At 71.3% G+C, this 19,707-nt stretch carries 18 protein-coding genes and 3 pseudogenes; 12 read left to right on the top strand and 9 right to left on the bottom strand.

What is annotated here, in order from left to right; all coding sequences use genetic code 11:
• Positions 1-91 precede the first annotated feature (91 nt).
• From QFZ75_RS38370 to QFZ75_RS38355, 4 genes are all read right to left on the bottom strand, one after another.
• The gene (locus QFZ75_RS38370) at positions 92-2,668 is read right to left on the bottom strand and encodes an FtsX-like permease family protein (RefSeq protein ID WP_307544038.1); all 2,577 of its coding nucleotides are present in this window, start codon (positions 2,666-2,668) and stop codon (positions 92-94) included.
• Positions 2,668-3,447 (bottom strand): ABC transporter ATP-binding protein, encoded by a 780-nt coding sequence (locus QFZ75_RS38365; protein WP_307544037.1) that lies wholly within the window; start codon positions 3,445-3,447, stop codon positions 2,668-2,670. The genes QFZ75_RS38370 and QFZ75_RS38365 overlap by 1 nt, the downstream gene beginning before the upstream one ends.
• A 190-nt stretch (positions 3,448-3,637) precedes the next feature.
• Positions 3,638-4,306 carry a class F sortase gene (locus tag QFZ75_RS38360; protein WP_307544036.1) on the bottom strand — a complete coding sequence of 223 codons (669 nt, stop codon included), beginning with the start codon at positions 4,304-4,306 and terminating at the stop codon, positions 3,638-3,640.
• A 3-nt stretch (positions 4,307-4,309) separates the two neighbouring features.
• Positions 4,310-5,014 carry a DUF4142 domain-containing protein gene (locus tag QFZ75_RS38355; protein WP_307544035.1) on the bottom strand — a complete coding sequence of 235 codons (705 nt, stop codon included), beginning with the start codon at positions 5,012-5,014 and terminating at the stop codon, positions 4,310-4,312.
• Between the two features lie 454 nt (positions 5,015-5,468).
• Here QFZ75_RS38355 and QFZ75_RS38350 point away from each other — a divergent pair, with 454 nt between their 5' ends.
• A complete protein-coding gene (locus QFZ75_RS38350) occupies positions 5,469-5,879 on the top strand; it encodes a DUF2795 domain-containing protein (protein WP_307544034.1) in 411 nt (136 codons plus the stop codon).
• Between the two features lie 219 nt (positions 5,880-6,098).
• Positions 6,099-7,283, top strand: coding sequence for a Vms1/Ankzf1 family peptidyl-tRNA hydrolase (locus QFZ75_RS38345; protein ID WP_307544033.1), 1,185 nt, complete (start codon positions 6,099-6,101; stop codon positions 7,281-7,283).
• Positions 7,284-7,587: 304 nt separating this feature from the next.
• Here the strand turns inward: QFZ75_RS38345 and QFZ75_RS38340 are convergent, their stop codons facing one another.
• Positions 7,588-7,710, bottom strand: coding sequence for a hypothetical protein (locus tag QFZ75_RS38340; protein ID WP_307544032.1), 123 nt, complete (start codon positions 7,708-7,710; stop codon positions 7,588-7,590).
• A gap of 37 nt (positions 7,711-7,747) precedes the next feature.
• Here QFZ75_RS38340 and QFZ75_RS41305 point away from each other — a divergent pair.
• From QFZ75_RS41305 to QFZ75_RS38330, 3 genes and pseudogenes are all read left to right on the top strand, one after another.
• A pseudogene (locus QFZ75_RS41305) lies at positions 7,748-8,104 on the top strand (hypothetical protein); the annotation flags it as partial.
• 142 nt (positions 8,105-8,246) lie between these two features.
• On the top strand, positions 8,247-8,672 hold the full coding sequence (locus tag QFZ75_RS41300; RefSeq protein WP_373466084.1) for a hypothetical protein: 426 nt from the start codon (positions 8,247-8,249) through the stop codon (positions 8,670-8,672).
• Between the two features lie 86 nt (positions 8,673-8,758).
• Positions 8,759-10,912 carry an MMPL family transporter gene (locus QFZ75_RS38330; RefSeq protein WP_307544030.1) on the top strand — a complete coding sequence of 718 codons (2,154 nt, stop codon included), beginning with the start codon at positions 8,759-8,761 and terminating at the stop codon, positions 10,910-10,912.
• Positions 10,913-11,115: 203 nt separating this feature from the next.
• Here QFZ75_RS38330 and QFZ75_RS38325 read toward each other — a convergent pair whose 3' ends face one another.
• On the bottom strand, positions 11,116-12,567 hold the full coding sequence (locus QFZ75_RS38325; protein WP_307544029.1) for a HAMP domain-containing sensor histidine kinase: 1,452 nt from the start codon (positions 12,565-12,567) through the stop codon (positions 11,116-11,118).
• A complete protein-coding gene (locus tag QFZ75_RS38320; protein ID WP_307544028.1) occupies positions 12,564-13,247 on the bottom strand; it encodes a response regulator transcription factor in 684 nt (227 codons plus the stop codon). Before QFZ75_RS38320 ends, QFZ75_RS38325 begins: the two co-directional genes overlap by 4 nt.
• A 100-nt stretch (positions 13,248-13,347) precedes the next feature.
• On the opposite strand from QFZ75_RS38320, the pseudogene QFZ75_RS38315 reads away from it, so the two are divergent.
• From QFZ75_RS38315 to QFZ75_RS38300, 5 genes and pseudogenes are all read left to right on the top strand, one after another.
• Positions 13,348-13,509 (top strand): annotated as a pseudogene (locus QFZ75_RS38315) (transposase); the annotation flags it as partial.
• A gap of 264 nt (positions 13,510-13,773) precedes the next feature.
• On the top strand, positions 13,774-14,901 hold the full coding sequence (locus tag QFZ75_RS38310; protein WP_307544027.1) for an amidohydrolase family protein: 1,128 nt from the start codon (positions 13,774-13,776) through the stop codon (positions 14,899-14,901).
• A 113-nt stretch (positions 14,902-15,014) separates the two neighbouring features.
• The gene (locus tag QFZ75_RS38305) at positions 15,015-15,302 is read left to right on the top strand and encodes a hypothetical protein (protein WP_307544026.1); all 288 of its coding nucleotides are present in this window, start codon (positions 15,015-15,017) and stop codon (positions 15,300-15,302) included.
• Positions 15,299-15,840, top strand: a pseudogene (locus QFZ75_RS41295) (hypothetical protein); the annotation flags it as partial. The gene QFZ75_RS38305 and the pseudogene QFZ75_RS41295, both read left to right, overlap by 4 nt.
• Positions 15,826-16,665, top strand: a complete 840-nt coding sequence (locus QFZ75_RS38300; protein ID WP_373466083.1) for an STAS domain-containing protein — start codon at positions 15,826-15,828, stop codon at positions 16,663-16,665. The pseudogene QFZ75_RS41295 and the gene QFZ75_RS38300, both read left to right, overlap by 15 nt.
• A gap of 102 nt (positions 16,666-16,767) precedes the next feature.
• Here QFZ75_RS38300 and QFZ75_RS38295 read toward each other — a convergent pair whose 3' ends face one another.
• A complete protein-coding gene (locus tag QFZ75_RS38295) occupies positions 16,768-17,646 on the bottom strand; it encodes an NAD(P)H-binding protein (protein ID WP_307544024.1) in 879 nt (292 codons plus the stop codon).
• Between the two features lie 144 nt (positions 17,647-17,790).
• On the opposite strand from QFZ75_RS38295, the gene QFZ75_RS38290 reads away from it, so the two are divergent.
• Together QFZ75_RS38290 and QFZ75_RS41290 are read left to right on the top strand one after the other, a co-directional pair.
• Positions 17,791-18,495, top strand: a complete 705-nt coding sequence (locus tag QFZ75_RS38290) for a TetR/AcrR family transcriptional regulator (RefSeq protein WP_307544023.1) — start codon at positions 17,791-17,793, stop codon at positions 18,493-18,495.
• A gap of 278 nt (positions 18,496-18,773) precedes the next feature.
• Positions 18,774-19,214 (top strand): flavodoxin, encoded by a 441-nt coding sequence (locus tag QFZ75_RS41290; RefSeq protein WP_373466008.1) that lies wholly within the window; start codon positions 18,774-18,776, stop codon positions 19,212-19,214.
• Here the strand turns inward: QFZ75_RS41290 and QFZ75_RS38280 are convergent.
• On the bottom strand, positions 19,189-19,656 hold the full coding sequence (locus tag QFZ75_RS38280; RefSeq protein ID WP_307544021.1) for a MarR family winged helix-turn-helix transcriptional regulator: 468 nt from the start codon (positions 19,654-19,656) through the stop codon (positions 19,189-19,191). The genes QFZ75_RS41290 and QFZ75_RS38280 overlap by 26 nt on opposite strands.
• Between the last annotated feature and the right edge of the window lie 51 nt (positions 19,657-19,707).

Genomic DNA, 19,707 nt, shown 5'->3' with positions numbered 1-19,707 from the left:
CGTCACCCCGGGAGACCTGGGTGACGGCGGGCCTGCGCACAAGCCTGGTCCGGCGGGTGTTCCTCCTCGATTCCGCCGGTCCCCTCGCTCCTTACTCCTTGGAACCGATCGCTTCGATGGGCCGTGCCCTCAGCATGAGGCGCGCGGTCAGCATCGTGCCGGCGATCGTCGCCGCCGCGGCGATCCCGGCGATCGCCGTGTACCCGAGAACCGTCACGCTCGGCCAAGGTGCTCCCGTCACGGCCATCGCCACGAGCATGAGCGGGAAGGCTGCCAGCAGGCTGCCCAGGCAGAGGCCGGTGAGGACGACGACGAGGCTCTCGAGACGCATCATGGCGACGACCTGCCGGCGTACCGTCCCGGTCAACCGCAGCAACGCGAACTCACGGTGCCTGGTCGACGTGTTCATCGCCTGGGTGTTGACGACGGTGATCAGCGTGTACGCGATGATGACCGCCACGACCAGGTAGTTGACCCAGGCGGTGGCACGCTGTTCGGCGACCTGGGTGTCCGTCGCCAGGCCTGCGGACACGGCCGCGCCCGGGTACTTCGCGGCCAGTTCGCCCAGGGCCTTGTCCGTGCCGGCCGCACCCGGTGCCGAGCGAACGAGGACCGACCGGTCGACCCGGTCGCCGGTATGGGCCAGCAGCAGGTCGTGGTCGAAGGTCACGTCGGCGAACCCGAAGCCCCGTTCGTACACGGCGATCACTTCGCCGGTGAAGCGGGTGCCGTCACCGAGGCGCAGATCGGCCCGGTCCCCGACGTCGAGGCCGAGCCAGGAGGCGGTGGTCCTGCTGATGGCCACGGTGCGGGGGGACAGCCTGGACAGGGAGCCCGCGCGCGGATCGAGGTCCACGGTGGCGGTCAGCGCACGGGGATCCAGTCCCTGCGCGCTGAGCGAGACCGCTTCCTCCTCACCGAGCAGGGACCCGACTGCGACCACCTTGCTGCGTACGACGCCGGTCGCGGCCTTCACGCCGGGCACGTGGCGTGCCTTCTCGGCGAGGTCGGGCGAGAGGCCGGCGGGTGCGGTGAGGACATGGTCGGCGACGAGGCCGTGGCGGATCTGGTCGGCCGACTCGTTCAGCTGCGTGGTCTGGGTGAAGACCACCGTCGCGGCGAAGGAGACGGCGAGGACCAGAGGCGTGACGGCGCCGGCCATACGGCTCGCCTGGCTTCCGGTGTTGGCCGCCGCCAGCCAGCCGGTCACGCCCGTTGCCCGCAGGGGGCGCGTGAGCAACCGCACGGCCAGGCGGGTGAGGGCGGGGCCGAGGACGGCGACCGCGATCACGAGGACCAGGACGAGTGAGTTGGCCAGCCCGACGAGGGTGAGGAAGTCGGCCCGGTAGCCGAGACCCAGGCCGAAGACGGCCGCGGCGAGTGCCACCAGGATCCAGCCGGTGATCAGGCGTCCGCGTCCCAGCCGGTCGGGTTCGAGGGCGGCTTCGCCGAGAGCCTCCGTGGGGCGGATGCGCGTGATGCGGCGGGTGGCGAACCATGCGGCGACGAGTGCGGTCAGCACCGTGGTGGCGACGGCGACGAGGAACGGCAGCGGGCCGACGACGGGCGTGAAGTCCGGCGGGACCAGACCGTGGCCGGCGAACCGGGCGCCGAGCCAGTGCACCACACCGATGCCCAGGGGACATCCGAGGACACCGGCGCTCGCGCCGGCCACGCCGGCTTCCGCCAGGATCATGCGCCGCAGCTGGCCGGGGGTGGCTCCGACGGCCCTCAGCAGCGCCAGTTCGCGCCTGCGGTGGCGGATCGCCAGCGCTGTCGTGGCGCACAGGACGAAGACGGCGACCAGGAGGACGTTGCCGCCGATGGCGGTGGTGAGTTCGACGAGGTTGGCCCGGCCGGCGGCCAGGTCGTCGAACTCCGCCCTGCCCCGGTCCAGCCCCCTGCTGACGCTGATGTCCCTGTCGTCCACCACGCGGCCGACCGTCGACGCGACCTCTCCCGCCGAGGTTCCGGAGCGCGGGAACACACCGAAGGTGTACACCGCGGCGGGCGTACGGGGCGTCAGGGCGTCGACGGCGGAGTCGGCGGCGAACAGCACGGACTGCCGGGGAGCCCGCCCGTCGGGCAGGCCCACCAGACCGGTCACTTCGACGGTGCGGGGCGTGCTGGACGTCATCAGGCGCACGGAATCGCCCGGGCCCACGCCGGCGCGGGCCGCGAGGCCTGAGTCCACGACGACCTGGCCGTGGCCGCGCGGCGCCCGGCCCGCGGTGAGGCGGAAGTCGCCCAGGGACAGACCGCTCCAGGTGTGCAGCTGGGGCGTGGTGCCGTTGTGCCCCGCCACCGGCCGGCCGCCGGTGGTGACGAGGCGGACCGTGACGGCGCGGTCGGCGACCACGGACCGTACGCCGTCGGCCGCCGCGATCTTCGAGGCCATGGCCGGATCGAGCCCGGCCCGTTCCGGCAGCGGCTGTGTGCTCTCGTAGGTCGAGCCGTCCGCGGACTTCACGCGGAGTTCGGCTTCCTGCTTGCCGGAGACGACGACGGGGGCGGCGGCGTAGCGTTCCGGGGGCACGGTGGAGCGCAGGCCGGACTCCAGCAGCATTCCGCAGGCGCTGACCACGGCCGAGCCGAGCAGCAGCGCGAGGAACGTCGCGGCGAAGGCGCCTTTGCGGGTCCGCAGTGTGGCAAGGGCGAGACGGAGCATCAGTTCCGCCCTCGCAGCCCGGACAGCACGCCCCGCACCGCGTCCGCGGTCGGCCGGTCCATACGGCTCACCACACGCCCGGCCTGGAGGAAGACGACATGGTCGCCGTGCTGTGCCGCGGCCGGGTCGTGCGTGACCATGACCACCGTCTGGTGCAGGTCGGTGACCGCCCGCCGCAGCAGGGTCAGGATGTCCAGGGCGGTGTCCGGGTCCAGGGCACCGGTCGGCTCGTCCGCGAAGATCACTTCGGGGCGGGTGATCAGGGCCCGGGCGATGGCCACGCGCTGCTGCTGGCCGCCGGAGAGTTCCGCGGGCCGTCGGTGCAGGAGCCCGGTGAGCCCCGTGCCCGCCGTGACCTCCGCCAGCCGGTCCCTGTCGGCGCGAGCGCCGGACAGCCGCAGGGGCAGAGTGATGTTCTGCTCGACGCTGAGCGACGGAAGCAGGTTGAACGCCTGGAAGACGAAGCCGATCCGGGTGCGCCGCAGCTGCGTCAGCTGTGTCTCGGTGAGGCCGGCGAGGTCCTGGGTTCCCAGGTGCACGGTGCCGGAGGTCGGCCGGTCGAGTCCCGCGGCGCAGTGCAGGAACGTGCTCTTGCCGGAGCCCGAGGGACCCATGACCGACGTGAAGGCGTGGCCGGCGAGACCGACACTGACCGCGTCCAGGGCGGTCACGGCCGACGCGCCGTGTCCGTACCTCTTGGTGACACCGGTCATGCGTACCCCGGCTTTCGGGGCCGCGGGGGCGTCAGCCAGGTCGGAGCGGCTCCATGGTGTGGGCATTGCTTCCTCGTCTGTCGGGGCGGTGAACGGAAGTACTCACTTCAGTTCACCTCCCGTCCGAGGCCGCTTCCTCGTCCATGACGGGTAATTCGGTACTCCCCCTTGCGAGTGAGGGCGACAACGATGTCCCCGGCCGGAAGGAGGAGGCCGACCGGTTCCGCCCTGGAGCGGAGTCCTGTCCCGGCCGGCTTCACGGGTGCCGGGTACCGTTTCGTGGACCTTCCCGGGGACCGGAGGTCTGGTCGGCCGGGGTTTCCGGTGCGACGGGCGTGGCGTAGAGGACGAGATTGCGCTGATACCGGCCGGCCGCCCGGTCGTAGGGCCCGGCGCAGGTCACAAGTACCAGCCGGTGCGGGCCGTCGTCGGTGAAGAGATCAGCCGGCAGCCGTTCCTGCCGGTACGTGCGCCGCGCCGCGACCCGGTACACGCGCACCCGCCCGTCGGCTCCCGCCACCTCGACACGGGCGCCCAGCGGTGTCCGGTGCAGAGCGGCGAAGGGCCCGAGTCCGTCCTCGCGGGTGTCCACGTGTCCGGCGATCAGCGCGGTTCCCCGCGAGGCGCCGACGGCGGCTCCCAGCGCCCACCACCCTCCGGTGCGCACGCCCTGCGGCAGGGCCAGGGTCCCGTCGGCTCCCGCCGCGACCGGTACGACGGCGGCGTCGAGGCCCTTCGGTCCGCGGACGCGGGTCGGGGGCGAGGCGGCCGACACGGCACCGGTGGCCGCACCGCGCACCCCGGCGGGCAGCAGGCCCGCGTCCGCCGGGCCGGGTCGTGGTACGCCGGGAAGCAGCCATCCGGCGGCCACCGCGCTCAGTCCGCATCCGATCGTGAGCAGGGTGGCCAACCGGTGGCGTGCCATGGTTCAGCGCCGCTGGGCGGAGCGGCGCCGGGTGCGCCAGGACCAGGCGGCTCCTCCGGCGGCGAGGAGGCCGCCGGCCATGCTGAGGACCCCGGTCGCGGCCAGGGAGTCGTCACGGGGGGCGTCACCGGCCAGGGTGGCGTCGGCATCGGCGTCGGAGGCGGCCAGGTAGCCTCCGTCACCGGCCCGGACCGTTCCGGCGTCCTCGGCCGGATGACAGGTGCCGCCGCGGACCATGTCCAGGTGCATCGCCACCACCGGACGGGCGGCGCGGGCGGCGGCCTCGACCTCGGGGTTCTTCCCCGACATGAGCTCCTTGTCGATCAGCGCGAGCGTCCTGCGGTGCGCGGTGTCCTGCGCGGTGAGCCACGCCGCGTCGTACGCGGGGCCGCCGGCCTTCGCCCGTACGGCGGCCAGCTCCTTCTTCTGCTGCGCGGACGGGGAGCCGGGCAGCGTGACCTGCAGCTTGCCCGCGAGCGTCTTCAGATCCGCGTCCAGCTTGGAGTGGTCCCGCACCAAGGCGCTGCCGATGTGCCGCACACACTCGGTCGTGGCGTTCTTCCCGGCATCGTGTCCTGCCGCGATCTCCGTCAGGTTGCCCTGGTGGGCCTGGAGCGTGAACATCTCGTCCTGCGCGCCCACCTCGGCGGCGAACGCGTACGGCGCGGATATGCCGGACAGCGCCACCACCATGACGGAGGTGGTCATCAGTCGTCTACACATCGGTACTGCTCCCTTCAGCCGGCCCGGGAATGGCCCGGACGCCGGCCGGTGATCGGAAACGGGCGCCGGAGAGCACCCCGTGCCCATGTCTCCCATCCGCGCCACCAGGTCTCACAGGCACGGCCGGCCGCTCACCCGTACAGCCGACACGGGCGAAGGACGGTGCCCGGACGCACGGGCCGCCGTGCGGACGGGCCGCGTGCCGCTTGCGGTCCGGCCAGGAGGCGGACGGCCCGGGAGCGGGCGAACGCCCACCGTCCCGGTCGCCCCGGGGCGGGAAGGGCGACCACGGGCATGCCGGACCCGACCGGGTGGCGGTGCGGTGGAGAGGTGCGCAGACTTTGGGGCACCGGCGCCCTGCCGCGCCGGACGTACGAGCCCGCCGGGTCCCACCCGGTCTCGCAAGGGCAGCCATCCGGACAAGCGGAGGTGCGCACACATGGAGCGTGGCAGCAACCCGGTCGGTCCCCGTAAGGACGACGAGATGAAGCACGAGCTGGAGGGCTATCTCCGGTCCGGTCAGCACACACACGTGGAGGAGGGGAACGACCCCGAGCCCGCGGCGGACGACGACATCCGTGTCGACCCGGGCGGGCCGGTGCCCCCGCCGGGAGCCGAACGCGACCGGGCCCGGGCGGACTCCGAGAGGGAGTCGTTGCGTCTGGAAATGGCGCGCCACCTGGAGGGTGCCGTCTTCCCGGCCGACCGGCAGACGGTGCTGGACGTCCTTGAAGCACACCACGCGCCGGACACCGTACTGGAGGCCGCGCGGCGTCTGCCGGACAGCGGCACGTACGCGAACGTCACCGAGATCGTGACCGCCGCCGGAGACAGCCGCCAGGCGGAGTGAGCCACCGCCCCACCCCGAACCGCGGTCGGTGAACGGTGCGACGGCCGGGCGGTTGTGGTGAGCCGTACGAGTTCCTCGCCGATCGGGTCCGTCCGCGCGCAGGTGCTTCCCCACGACCCGGCACGGAGATGCGGGGCGTGTGCGCCCGGTGGGACGAGGGTGTGCCTCTTCGCCGTTCGGGCACTCGACGTGACGAACCGTGCCGAACATGGAGGAAACATGCAGCTCTCATTCCTCGAACCACTCTTCGACCGGCCCGGCCCCTGGGCCACCGTCTACTTCGATCCCGGCGAGAACGACGAGTCGGGCGCCAAGCGGCGTGAGCTGTCCGTACGCGAAGCCTGCCGGGCGCTGGAGGAGCAGGGCGCCGACGCGGCGACCACGCAGGCGGTCGGCGACGCTCTGACCGGCATGAGCCCCGCGCAGGACCCTGCCGGACGAGTGGTCTTCGCCGCCGACGGCGAGGTGGTCCTCAGCCATCGTCTTGCCCGGCCGCCGCAGCGCCAGATCGTGTGCTGGGCGCCCCTTCCCCGGCTGACGCCGCTGCTGGAACTGTGCGGTCAGGATCCCGTCTGCCTCGTGGCCTACATCGACCGCACCGGCGCGGACTTCGAAGTGCGCGGGGCGGCCGGACCGCGGGATGCCGGGCGGGTGGAGGGACAGCAGTGGCCCGTCCACCGCACCGCCTCCGCGGACTGGTCCGAGCGGCACTTCCAGCTCAAGGTGGAGAACACCTGGGAGCACAACGCCGGCGAGATCGCCGAAGCGCTGGGCGCGGCGTACGAGGAGTGCGGCGCCGAGCTGGTGGTGCTGGTCGGCGATCCCCGTGAACGACCGGCGGTGCACGAGAGGCTCGGCGACGCCGTCCGCGCGGTCACGGTGGAGACCGAGCACGGAGGCCGCGCCGCCGGCTCCTCCTCCCCCGCCCTGGAAGAGGCCGTCGAGCAGGCCCGGCACCAGCACACCCGCCGTCGCGTCGAGGAGGCGCTGGACCGCTTCCGCGCCGGACGCGTGGGCACCGACCGGCCGACGGACGCGGTCGAGGGCGTCCCGGCCGTGGTGGAAGCGGCACGTGAACACCGCATCGACACGCTGCTGGTCCGGCCCGACGGGTCCGACCTGGCTCGTGAGACGTGGGTGGGCGCGCAGCCCGACCAGGTCGCGGTGCGCCGCACCGACGCACAGACCCTGGGAGAGAGCGACCCGGTCTCCGTACGCGCGGACGACGCGCTGCTGCGCTCGGCCGCCGTCACGGCCGCCGACGTGCTGGTCGTCCCTGCTGCGGATCCGCTGAACACCTCGGACGGTTCGGGCGGTTCCGAGGCGTCGGAGGAGGACGCCGACATCCCGGTCGGCGGTCTCGGCGCCCTGCTGCGCTGGACGTACGAGCCGAGCACGGCGTAGGAGGGACGGCCCGCTCGAGAAGACCGCACGCGGCTCCGCCGACGGCCGGCACGGGCAGTGCCGCCTGCCGTCCCGCGGGTACGGGGCAGCGCGGTCGCCCGGGCCGGCGAGACCAGCGCCACCGGCACGGTGAGGAGCAGAAGCCGACAGGTCCGCGGATTCCTGAAGGCCCAAGACCGTGAACCGGCTGGCCGCCCGGGGCCGAGGCGGCGATCGTACGGCCGGTTGAAGCGGCAAGGGCTCGTAGAGGTTGCGTTCGGGAGGGTGTGGCGAGGGAGGCGGTCTTCCTCCACGTGAGACTTCGTCAGGGTGAACGGCTCGCGTCGCTCTGCGGCTGTTCGGCGTCGGCCCGGTCGGTCTGGCGCAGCGGCTGCGGTTTCGGGCGACTGCTCTGTACGGCCTGGACACGGTCGTGGGGATCGGTCACCGACGCGAGCGTCACCGGTCGGACGGCAGTTGTCGACATGGTGGACCAGGAGAAGCCGCGGCCAGGATTTCACTGCACGCCGCACGGCGTGTACGTGCACGGGCTCGGGGGTGAGCCGGATGTCCGCAGTGGAATTCGGCGGCCCGGCGCGGCAGGTCGAGCCGCTCACCGTCGAGGAGCTGCAGGACAGCATCCGGCGGGTGAGCGGCACCGATGTCACGATCACCACGATGTTGTCCGGGCTCCGCTGGATCGACACCGCGCGGCAGGCGATCACGTACCGGGCCTGCCGGGTCCTGCTGGCCGGGGACGCGGCCCCGTGTACGCGCCGGTCGGCGGCCAGGGACTCGACGTCGGTATCGTCGACGCGGCGAACCTCGGTTGGAAGCCCGCGGCCGTGGCATGCGGCTGGGACGGCGAGGACATCCTCGGCACACACCACCGAACGGCATCCGGTCGCGGCGCGCCTACTGCGGAACACCCGGGCCCAGATCGCCCTGCTGCGACCCGACTCGCAGACGAGCGCGCTGTGGGAGATGTTCTCCGGCCTGATGGCCCTCGACGACGCCCACCGGTACGTCGCCGACATGCCCGCCGGCGTGGACGTCCGGTACGACCCGGGCGACGACCACCGGCTCGTCGGCACCCTGTGCACGGACATGGAGTTGACGCTGGAGCGGCCCGACCCGGACGTCGTCACCGCGGTGACCCGGTCGGCGGACCTGCTGCGTGGGAGTCGTGGGCTCCTGCCCGACCTCGTCGACCGCGCGGAGGTCCGCGACGCCGCGGCCGCGTGGACCGGACAGGCCGACACCGTCACCGCCCGCACGGACCGGGTGGACGTCGACGCGTTGCTCATCCGGCCCGACGGCTGTGCCGCCCGGGCCCTGCCCACCGGGCAGGACCTCGACGCCACCACTCCGGTGCGTGCGCTGGGCACCTGGTTCGGCCGACCGGCCTGAGCACCGCATTAACAGTCGTCTCAGGTTCGCTCCGTAGGAAGGAGGCGTCCAGATGAGCGAAGCAACCCGTATGTAGGAGGCTAGTGATGGCAGTCGACGCAGCGCCGTCCGGGGAAGCGCCGGCCGGTCGGTTGGCAGGCCGGTGGGTGCCATGGTTGGTGATTGGCCTGTGGCTGGTGCTGGCGGCGGGCATGGTGCCGCTGAGCGGAAAGTTGAGCTCGGTCACCACCGACAGCGCCGTGGACACCCTGCCGGCCGGTGCCGAGTCCACCAAGGTGGCGGTGCTGGACGACAGTCTCCCCGGCGGTGACGACAACACGTTCGTCTTCGTGTACCACCGCGCCGGCGGCATGACCGACGCCGACCGCGCGACGGTCGAGCGCCACTACAACACCCTTGCCGAGCGGTACCCGCCAAAGGGGACGGCGGCGGCCGGCGAGGACGACGAGGGCTCACCGACGAGCCCCTCCACCGACCGCGAGGCCATGATGTTCACCCTCGAGGTGAGCACGGCCTACGGCGCACCGGAGGACCTCGTCGGCCTGTTGCGTGACGCCGCGAAGGACCGCCCCTCCGGCCTGGAACTCGACGTGACCGGACCGGGCGCGATCGACGGCGACATGGAGGCCGTCTTCAACGGCATCGACGTGCAGGTCCTCCTCACCACCATCGTCGTCGTCACGCTCCTGCTCATCATCACCTACCGCAGCCCGGTGTTGTGGATCATCCCGCTGGTGGCCGTCGGCGCGGCCGCACTGACCTCGATGGCGACCGTCTACCTGCTCGTCAAGGGCTTCGGCATTGTGGTCAACGACCAGAACTCGGCGCTGCTGACGATCCTGGTATTCGGCGTCGGCACGGACTACGCGCTGTTGCTCATCGCTCGATATCGGGAGGCACTGCACCACCATGAGAACGTCCGGGTCGCGATGGTCCACGCGCTGCGCGGCGCGGCGCCGGCCATCGTCGCGTCCGCGGCCACCGTGGTCGCCGGCCTGCTCTGCCTGCTCGTCGCGGACCTGAACAGCACCAGCGGGTTGGGCCCGATCGGTGCGGCCGGCATCCTGTGCGCGCTGGTGGCCATGCTGACGCTGTTCCCGGCGGTGCTCGTGGTGCTCGGCAGGCGGATCTTCTGGCCGGCCGTCCCGCGGTTCAGCACGGCCGTGGAGGAGAAGCCGGGGCTGTGGGGACGGCTCGGCACCGCCATCAGCCGCCGCCGGTGGGTGGCGACGCTCGGCTCGCTCGGAGTCCTCGGCGTGCTCGCCCTCGGGCTGGCGGGCAACACCGGCGCCCTGCGGGAGCAGGACCAGTTCCTGTCCGCGCCGGAGTCGGTCACCGGCTTCACCGTTCTCCGCCAGCACTTCCCGGAGCTCGGCGGCCAGCCGATGACGATCTTCACGCGGCCGGCGCACCAGGAGCGGGTGCTCGACATCGTCAAGGACACGCGCGGTGTGGCCCTGGCCGTCCCGGAGCAGACCAGCGGTGGCTGGGCCAACATCTCCGTGTTCCCGAAGGACGCGCCGGACACCGTCGCGGAGTACGACACGATCAAGCGGGTACGCACCGCCGTGCACGCGGTGAGCGGGGCGGAGGCGATGGTCGGCGGGCCGAGTGCGGAGAACCTCGACACCGAGGTGACCACCAAGCGCGACGAGAAGCTGGTGATCCCGCTGGTGCTCGCCGTCGTCCTGATCGTCCTCGGGCTGCTGCTGCGCGCGATCCTGGCCCCGCTGGTCCTGATGGCCACCGTGGTCGTCTCATTCGCCGCGGCCTTCGGCGGCAGCGTGTTCGTCTTCGACACGATCCTCGGGTTCAAGGGGATCGACTATTCGGTGCCGCTGCTGGCCTTCCTGTTCCTGGTGGCGCTCGGCGTCGACTACAACATCTTCCTGACCAGCCGGGCCCGGGAGGAGACCGTGCGTCTGGGCACCGGAGAGGGCATGCTCAAAGCCCTCTCGGCCACCGGTGGCGTCATCACCTCGGCAGGCCTGGTCCTGGCGGCCACGTTCGCGGTCCTCGCCACACTTCCGCTGGTGATGCTGATCGAGGTCGGGTTCCTGGTCGCCTTCGGCGTGCTGCTCGACGCCCTGCTGGTGCGGTCGGTCCTGGTGCCCGCCCTCACCTTGCTGATCGGCCGGCGGATCTGGTGGCCGAGCCGGCTGTCCCGTCCAGCGGCGGAGCTGCCGGAGGGTCAACAGTCGCTCGCCGACGAGGAGGAGGAGCCCGCGCTGCAACGGTGAGCGCGGCGGTACGGACGAGATCCGGGACGGGGCCCCAGGCCCGTCCCGGATTTTTTCATGGACCCGGCAGTCGCCGCCCTTCGGTCCTGCGCCGTGCGGCCGGGGCCGGGGTCGGCGCACCGTGTCCTGCCCCGACGGTGAGCCGCGCGGGGCCATGCCCGAAGGCCGGCGTCCCTTGTCCTGCGCCGCGCCGCCGGGGCGGGTCAGCGTGCCGCGGTGTCCTCCCCGGCGGTGAGCCGAGCGATCGGGACGGGCGGGGCCGCGGCCGGAAGGTCGACCCGAAGCAGCGCGCCACCACGTGCGGAGCGGGCGACGGCGGCCCGGCCGCCGTGGGCGTCGACGACCCGTTGCACGATCGACAGCCCCAGACCGGATCCCGGCAACGCCCGGGCGCTGTCGGCACGGTAGAACCGGTCGAACACCCGCGGTACGTCGGCGGCGTCGATGCCCGGCCCGGCGTCGTCGACCTCGAGCACCGCCGACGCGCCTTCGGCACGGAGCCGGACCTGGACCGGCTGGTCCCCGGGGGACCACTTGCCGGCGTTGTCGATGAGGTTGAGCACCGCCCGCTCGAGCGCAGCGGGACGCCCGCTCACCCACACAGAGGTCACGTCGAGCGCGACCTCGATGTCGGGCAGGCGGGAACGCGCCCGGGTCGCGGCGGCCACCACCACATCGGCGAGGTCGAGCACCTCGGTGCTCTCGTCGCTGACGTCACCGCGCGCCAGGTCGGTCAGCTCGGCGGCAAGGGTGCTCAACTCGGCCACCTGGGCGCCGAGGTCGTTGAGCAGCCGGGTCCGGCTCTCCGCCGGCAGTGCGCTGTCCAGGGTGCCGCGCCGATCGAGCCGGATCAGCAGTTCGGCGTTGAGGCGCAGGCTGGTGAGCGGGGTCTTGAGCTCGTGGGCGGCGTCCTCGGCGAGCAGCCGCTGGGCCCGCCGGGAGTCCCGGAGCGCGGCGAGCATGTCGTTGATCGACTGGATCAGCCGCCGGATCTCCCCACCGCCCTCGTCCGGGATGTCGGCGTCCAGCTCCCGGGTGTGCGCGACATGTACCGCGGCGGCGGTCAGCCGGTCGATCGGTGCCAGCCCGGTCCGCGCCACGGTCCGCCCGACAAGGGCACCGCCGACCACGCAGAGCAGCCCGATCAGCAGCATGCCGAACCCGAACCGGTTGATCGGGCTGTCGTCGACGACGTGGGCCACCTGGACCGCGCCGCCGCCCGCCCGCAGCGTGCAGATGACGTAGCCGTCGTCGTCGCTGTCGTTCGACTCCATCAGGCCGGCCGACGCGCCCTGCGCCACGCGCCCGGCGTCCTCGCTGACCGGGGGCAGCGCGGGTTGGCCGGCCGGCGTCCGGATCGAGCCGTCGGGCAGGATGACCCGCACCAGCCGACCGGCTCCGGGATACGGCGGTAGCTCGACCTGCGCCAGACCGGCGCGCTCCGCGTTCGTCGCCAGGACGCGGGAGTCGGCGCGCAGCTGATTCTCGACGCTCTCCTGCAGCTCCCGGTCCAGTAGCTCGCTGGCCACCTGGAAGGCCGCGAACACGCTGACCGCAATGGCCGTCGCCGCGATCACCGTCAGCCTGGCCCGCAGGGAGCGCCGGCGCCACCATCGGGTGAGCCGGCGCGGTTCCCGGCCGGCGTGCCTGCTCACGGAGGAGTCTCCCGCAATGTGTATCCCAGGCCGCGCAGCGTGTAGATCAATCGCGGCTCACCCTCGGCCTCCATCTTGCGGCGCAGGTAACTCACGTACACCTGGAGGTTGTTGGCGGTGGAGCTCATGCCGAAGCCCCAGATCGCCTCGAACAGCGCGTCGCGGGTCACGACCCGGGTCGCGTTGCTCACGAGGACCTGCAGGAGGGAGAACTCGGTCCGGGTCAGGCGCAGCGGCCGCGCGCCACGCCACGCCTCGAACCTGTCGGGATCGAGCCCGACGTCGGCGAACGACAGGATCTGCGACTCCTCGTCGGTCGGCGTGCGCCGACGCAGCAGGGCCCGCACCCGGGCCAGTAACTCCTCGGTGGCGAACGGCTTGGGCAGGTAGTCGTCGGCGCCCGCGTCCAGCCCCGCGACCCGGTCGGAGACCTGGTCACGGGCGGTCAGCATCAGCACCGGCAGATCCCGGCCCGCGGCCCGCAACCGCCGACAGGTCTCCAACCCGCCGAGGCGGGGCATCATCACGTCGAGGAGCAGCAGATCCGGCGCGTCGCCACCGACCCCGTCGAGCACGGCGAAACCGTTGGCGACGGTGCTGGTGTCGTAACCCTCGACCTGGAGCACCCGCTCCAGCGATTCACGGATGGCCGCCTCGTCATCCGCGATCATGATCCGCACGCCGGCCCGCCCCCCTCCAGTCGATGCTTTCGCCGCTCATTGTCCCCGATCAACCTGAGGTCAGGATTAGAGCGTCGCCGTGGTGCCCGCGGGCGGTCCGAAGGATGCCTTCGTCATTGCGGATCAGGCGCGCATGCGATGTGACCTTCAGCCGGTTCACCGCGGCGACGACATTGCGGTCGACCTGCGGTTTCCCACCTCGCGTCGCATGCACCTGGCTGCGGACTCCCGCTGGACCTCGTCGACCGCGCGGAGGTCCGCGACGCCGCGGCCGCGTGGACCGGGCAGGTCAACACCGTCACCGCCCGCACGGACCGGGTGGACGTCGACGCCACCACGCTGGTGCGTGCGTCGGGCGCCTGGTTCGGCCAACCGGCCTGAGCGGCCGTATTAACGTTCGTCTCAGGTTCGCTCGGTAGGAAGTCGGCAGGAAGTAGGCATCCGGATAAGCGAGGTAACCCGTCGTGTCTTGCAGACGGATGTCGCACGGATACCGCACCGCGCAAACACCTGAGGAGAAACCGAGATGAAATCCGACGCAACCCCTCCGAAGCGCCTCACGACGGGACGCCGCGGCTTTCTGGCCGGCACGGCAGCACTTGGCATCGGGGCCGGCTTGTCCACGCATGCCATTGCCTCCCGCGCGGCGTCGAACGAGACTACGGATTTTTCACAGCGGGACCAGGACCTGCCCTTCATCGGCACGGAAGAGACCTTTTCCACCCATGAGTTGATGGTGCTGAACGACAGGCTGTTCCTCGAGGACACCGGTCTTGCCGAGCTCGGCCCGCGCCGCATCGGTGCAATGGATGAGGCAGGACTCAACGTTCAAATCCTCTCCGCACATACGCCAGGTGTGCAGAATGTCAAAGGTCAGAAGGGAATCGATTTTGCGTATCGCCTCAACAAGTTGCTCGTCGATGGACCGATGGCCGCCCATCCGGGGCGTTTCAAGGCGTTTGCAACCTTGCCTCTGCAGAATCCGGAGGCCTCCGCGGACGAACTGGAACGCACAGTTCGGGAAGATGGCTTCCTGGGATGCCTGACCAATGGAATCATCGGAAAGAAATTCCTCGACAATCCCGACTTCGACCCCCTGCTGGCGCGCGCCGAAGCCCTTGACGTGCCGATATACATCCATCCGGGCCTGCCGCCCGACGAGGTTTTCGAAATCTACTACAGCAATATGCGGCCGGAATATCAGAAGGAGTTCCAGGACCAGGTTCTCAGCATCTCTGCATATGGATGGCACCAGGAAGTCGTTACTCAGTGCCTCCGAATGATCACCTCAGGAGTATTCGACAGGTACCCCAAGCTCCAGATCATCATCGGCCATATGGGAGAGGGCCTTCCGTTCTTCTACGAACGCGTCGTGGAGAAGATGAGCGAAGTGACCAGGAAGAGCCTGGACAAGCCGTTCGAGCAGTATTTCCATGACAATTTCTGGTTCACAACCAGCGCATTCCCCCAGACTGAACTGCTCGATCTCCTGCTGAAGTATGTAAGTGTGGATCGAGTGATGTTCGCAACCGACTACCCGTTTGCAGATATGAAAACTCAAACCGACTGGTTCCGGGGAGTCGCTTTGCCGCGTGAAGCCAAGGAAAAAATTGCGTTCCGAAACGCGGAAAAACTGTTCGGAATTAAAGTCTGATCACGTCCCGACGGGCAGAATGATGCCCGTGAAGTGACGCGCCGGCGTCGGCGGAGGCGGGCGAGGGAGCCGAGGATCTCTTCGGCCGTCTTGGTCCAGATGAACGGCTTGGGGTGTTCGTTCCGGTCCTTGACTCAGGCGCGGATGCCGGCTTCGAGGGCAACGATGATTTCGCGCAGGCCGTCGCGGTGGGCTGGGTGCTGGGTGACCTCGAGCCGCTGCCCGGCACCGGGTCGGCGGGTGCGCGCCGCGAGGTCGACGCCGAGGCTCGCCCGGTCTGGCGGGAACTGCGGGCGCTGTTGCGCGCCGAGCAGCTCGCACGGATCGGTGCGATGCGCGCGTCCGCGCTCTCCTGCGAAGGCGACGCGTTCGAGGCGCTGAAGGGCGGTGGGTCCCGGTGAGATGGCTGATGCTGTACGTGCGCTCGCGCCGGGTACCCGCATCGCTCACCGTGGTGGTGATCAGCGCGGTGGCGGTGTGGGCGCTGGTCCGGGACGGCGGCGGGGGCCCGGGGATCCACGGCCGTGCATGCTCGTACTCGCCGCGGGGGCGATGGCGGTCTCGGTCGGGTTCGGCGGGCAGGACCTCGCGCTGGACCGTACGGCCGCGATCCGCTGGGCGCCCCGCAGGGCGGCGCACGTTCTGCTCGGTGGCACGGTCGTCGGCGCCGTGCCGCTGACCGTGCAGACGATGGGCGAGGACCTGGCCACCACCGCGTTCGTCGCCCGGGACAGCGCGGGACTGCTGGGGTCGGTGGCCCTGGGCGCGGCTCTGGCGGGCGCCCGGTACGCGTGGACGCTGCCGTTCGCGTGGCTGGCGTTGTCTTTCTTCGTCCCGCCGGCCACAAGTACGCCGATGCGGGTGGTGAGTTGGATGCTGCAGCCGCCCGGTACCACGACGGCCACGTGGACGGCCCTGCTCCTCATGATCGCCGGTACTACGGTACTACGGCCTACGCCCTCGGAGGCCCCGGACACCGGCCGTCCGGTTCCGGCTCTGGCTCCGGCTCTGGCTCCGGTTCCGGCTCCGGCTCCGGTTCCGGCTCCGGCTCCGGTTCCGGCTGAACCGGAACTCCTGCTGGTCCCGGCGCACCCGACGGCCCTCACCGGCGGGTGCGCCGGAGAGGATCCGGTCCCGGTCCGTGTCCCGCTCCCCCGTTGGGACATCGAACGCCGGTCCCGGCCAAAGAGCACAGGCCATCACCGGCACCGGCCGTGCGGACCGGTGCGGCAGTCCGATGCCGGTGCTCCACGTCGCCGGCCGTTCTTCGTAGCCGGTGGCCGGATACTGGTCCCGGCCGAAGATGGGTATCTTTCAAATGTCGGTATCCGCTTCGGCAGTGAGGCGGGTCGTCAGGCCCAAGGGAATGTCATGCCCGAACCTCTCGAGCCCCGCCTGCTGATCACACAGCATCAGCCGGCCGGGGCTGTCGCCGTAGTCGCCCTCACGGGTGAACTGGACGCCTCCACCTCCACCGACCTGCGCGAGACGGTTGCGCGCCTCGTGGCGCAGCCCGTCCGCCCCGGCCGCCTCTCCCTGGACCTGACCGGCGTCACCTACTGCGACAGCGCCAGCCTCTACACCCTGCTCGGCATCTGCCAGGCCCTCGACCTGACCGGCATCACCGTCACCATCACCGCCGCCGGCCCGGCCGTCCTGACCGCCATCCACCGCCACACCCTCGAAGAGCGCCTCCCCGTCCAGGCGGTCCTGGACGGCTCGCGGCCTCCCGTTCAGGAGCGCCCGGCCCGGCTGACGCACTGAGCGCGGCTACGACGCGCCGACGGTCCCGGCCCGTTCCAGGGTCCCGGCCGGCCTGCCCGCTCCCGGCGGCACCCCTCGTCGAGTCACCCCCGGCAACCGAAATCAAGCCGACACGGCCGGCTTGAGCACGTCCTCGCACCACTGGCGGAAGCCGGTCGGGGCGGCGGACCGCAGGGCCCGCTGCTCGGCGTCGTAGATGCCCTCGTTCTGGGCGATGGCCATGTCGACCAGGCCCTGCGCCCAGGCGTCACTCATCCCGTACTGCGTCATCGTCGCCCTGTACGCCTCGCCGCCGATCTGCTGGAAGCGGATCGGCCGCTCCAGCACTTCGGACAGGACCTCCGCCATGCCGTCGGGGGAGAGTGCGTCGGGGCCGATCACCGGGACACCGCCCTGCCCGCTCCAGGAGTCGTCGAGCAGCAGTCCGGCCGCCACCGCGGCGATGTCGCGGGTGGCCACGGTCGCGAGCGGGCGGTCTGCGGAGTTCGCCATGAAGAACATCCCCTGGCTCCTGATCGCCTCGACCTGGTTGAGCAGGTTCTCCATGAAGAACGGCATGGCCAGTGCCCGGTAGTCCACCCCGGTGCCCTCGATCAGCTCGTCCATCGCGAACGCGGGTGACAGCAGCCCGGCGTGCTTGCCGTACGCGCGGCCCAGGCTGGTGATGCCGATCACCCGCTTGACGTTTTGGGCCTCGATCGCGGCGCAGGCCGGGCGGGTGAAGTCGAGGTAGTGGTGCTGGATGTCGTCGGCGTGCGGGTCCGGGGGGACCAGCCACAGGACGCTGTCGGCACCGGCGAATGCCTCGTCGACGACATCGCGGTCGCGGTGCGACCCCTGCACGACCTCGACGCGTTCACGCACCTGCGGGGCCAGACGGGAGGGATCGCGGGCGATCACCCGGACCGGCCGGTCGCCGTCCAGGAGCGTGCTGAGGACCTGGTGGCCGATCTGGCCGGTAGGAGCGGTGACGACGATCATTGGAGCCTCCGAAGGGCATTGCTCTGCATGGCGGCGGCATGTGCTGCGGACCGGCATCAGCCACCGCCGTTTCCATTGATAACGAAAGCACGTTATCGACTCATCGCGCAAATCCGTTAACGCATATCCGTTAGCATTGGAAACATGGAGATCGATCACCCCGCCCCAGTCGAGAGCAACCGTGACCGGATCATCACCGCCGCAGCCCGGCTCCTCGCCGAGAACGGCCGCGAGGCGGTCTCGACCCGGGCGGTGAGCGCCGCGGCCGGCGTCCAGGCCCCGACCATCTACCGCCTCTTCGGGGACAAGCAGGGCCTGCTCGACGCGGTTGCCGCGCACGGCTTCACGACGTACCTGAACGGAAAATCCGGTTTCAGGCCCAGTGGCGACCCCGTCGAGGATCTGCGCACCGGCTGGAACCTGAACGTGGACTTCGGTCTCGCCAACCCGGCCCTGTACGCCCTCATGTACGCCGAACCCCGCCCCGGCGTGGTCCCGCCGGCGGCCCTCGCCGCGATGGAGATCCTCGCCGCCCACATCCACCGGGTCGCGGAGTCGGGCAGACTGCGGATCGACGAGGAACGCGCCGCGCAACTCGTCCACGCCGTCGGCAGCGGTACGACCCTCGCCCTGATCGCCACCCCCGAGGCCCACCGGGACCCCGCCGTGTCCCACATGGCGAGGGAGGCGGTCATCGCCGCGATCACCACCGACACCCCCACCCCGGTGGCACCCGGCCCGGCCGGTGCCGCGATCGCCCTGCGCGCCGTCCTCCCGCAGAGCGACGCACTGACCGCGGGCGAGCGCAGCCTGCTCACGGAGTGGCTCGACCGCATCGCCAGAGGCTGATCCCCCCGCTCACCCGTCATCGGCGGCGGCCGGTCCGCGCAACGGCCGCGGCCCGCCGGGCGGATCGGGAAGCGGAAGGAGTACCGGCCGAGCATGTCGATGCGGTGCCGGACGACCGGTGAGAGGCGGACCATGTCCTCGCCGCGCTCTTCGACGACATCGCTCGCGCCGTGACAGCGGGGTGTGCGCCCTGATCGCTCGCGCGGTCTTCAGCGCCGCTCCGCCTCCCGGCCGGGCGTGGTCGCGGGCGCGGTCATGTCGAGCAGCGTCATGGCGTCGTGGTCCGGCGCGACGTCCGCCAGCAGGACACGGACGCCCGCCCGGCCGCCGAAGACCGCCTGCCCTCCCCCGACGGCTACGGCACCGTCCTCCCGGCCGGCTCCGTCCGGAACGTCCGAGCGCCCATGATCATGACGACGTTCACCGAAGCGCTCGGCCTCCGCCTCCGCAGCAGGACCGTCCACCCGGTCACCACCCACACCATGAGCGGCCTGGGCACCACCGAACGCGACTACGCCGCCTCCTGCCCCGGCGCGGGCATCGCCGAGGGCCTCGCCGTACGCGGCGAAAAAGTGAAGGACGCCGGTCCCGCGACCGAGGAACGGCCACAACGCACCGGGCTCACTCGCGCACGACCGGGACGCCACCGCCCGCGGACATCGCCGCCGGGCGGCTCGACGGCGGGAAAGCGTGTCAGCCGGCCTTGTCGCCGTCCGTGAGGGCGATGTCCAGGTGCACGAGCAACGCGTCGAGTGTGCCCAGCTGTTGCGGTTCGAGCGAGCCGAAGCAGTGGCGCAGCGCCTGCGTTCCGGCCTGTTCCGCGGCTGCCAGTGCCGTGCGGCCCGAGTCCGTCAGGGAGACGGTCTTGCGGCGGCGGTCCTCGGGGTCGCCGGTCCGGGCGACCAGGCCCAGGCGCTCGAGGCCTTCCACGATCTGGGTGACGGAGCGCGGCGCCTGGCCGAGGGAGGCGGCCAGCTCCGCCTGGTGGAGCGCGCCGCGGCCGGCCAGCGCCTGAAGGACCTTGGTGCGGGACAGGGACAGACCGGCCGTCGACATCATGCTCCGGTCGACCCGCTCGCGCAGGCCGTACGCGAGGGTGAGGAAGGACAGTCCCACCTGCTCCGGGGTGCTGCCGGTCGTCACTGCTTCGTGCTGCTCCATGGTTCGGGTATCCTCGCACAACATATTCGTGAGGTACCTCATAAAAGGAGT

It is taken from the genome of Streptomyces sp. V3I8, assembly GCF_030817535.1.
Classification (GTDB): Bacteria; Actinomycetota; Actinomycetes; order Streptomycetales; family Streptomycetaceae; genus Streptomyces.
The sequence above is the reverse complement of the archived record's forward strand: the minus strand, read 5'-3'. Positions and strand labels throughout refer to the sequence as shown.

Bases quoted from the DNA above. Each gene is read 5' to 3' on its own strand.
- QFZ75_RS38355 (WP_307544035.1), bottom strand. From the start codon at position 5,014: ATGACCACCTCCGTCATGGTGGTGGCGCTGTCCGGCATATCCGCGCCG.
- QFZ75_RS38350 (WP_307544034.1), top strand. From the start codon at position 5,469: ATGGAGCGTGGCAGCAACCCGGTCGGTCCCCGTAAGGACGACGAGATG.
- QFZ75_RS41300 (WP_373466084.1), top strand. From the start codon at position 8,247: ATGTTCTCCGGCCTGATGGCCCTCGACGACGCCCACCGGTACGTCGCC.
- QFZ75_RS38370 (WP_307544038.1), bottom strand. From the start codon at position 2,668: ATGCTCCGTCTCGCCCTTGCCACACTGCGGACCCGCAAAGGCGCCTTC.
- QFZ75_RS38300 (WP_373466083.1), top strand. From the start codon at position 15,826: ATGATCGCCGGTACTACGGTACTACGGCCTACGCCCTCGGAGGCCCCG.
- QFZ75_RS38280 (WP_307544021.1), bottom strand. From the start codon at position 19,656: ATGGAGCAGCACGAAGCAGTGACGACCGGCAGCACCCCGGAGCAGGTG.
- QFZ75_RS38310 (WP_307544027.1), top strand. From the start codon at position 13,774: ATGAAATCCGACGCAACCCCTCCGAAGCGCCTCACGACGGGACGCCGC.
- QFZ75_RS38360 (WP_307544036.1), bottom strand. From the start codon at position 4,306: ATGGCACGCCACCGGTTGGCCACCCTGCTCACGATCGGATGCGGACTG.
- QFZ75_RS38290 (WP_307544023.1), top strand. From the start codon at position 17,791: ATGGAGATCGATCACCCCGCCCCAGTCGAGAGCAACCGTGACCGGATC.
- QFZ75_RS38295 (WP_307544024.1), bottom strand. From the start codon at position 17,646: ATGATCGTCGTCACCGCTCCTACCGGCCAGATCGGCCACCAGGTCCTC.
- QFZ75_RS38330 (WP_307544030.1), top strand. From the start codon at position 8,759: ATGGCAGTCGACGCAGCGCCGTCCGGGGAAGCGCCGGCCGGTCGGTTG.
- QFZ75_RS38345 (WP_307544033.1), top strand. From the start codon at position 6,099: ATGCAGCTCTCATTCCTCGAACCACTCTTCGACCGGCCCGGCCCCTGG.
- QFZ75_RS38365 (WP_307544037.1), bottom strand. From the start codon at position 3,447: ATGCCCACACCATGGAGCCGCTCCGACCTGGCTGACGCCCCCGCGGCC.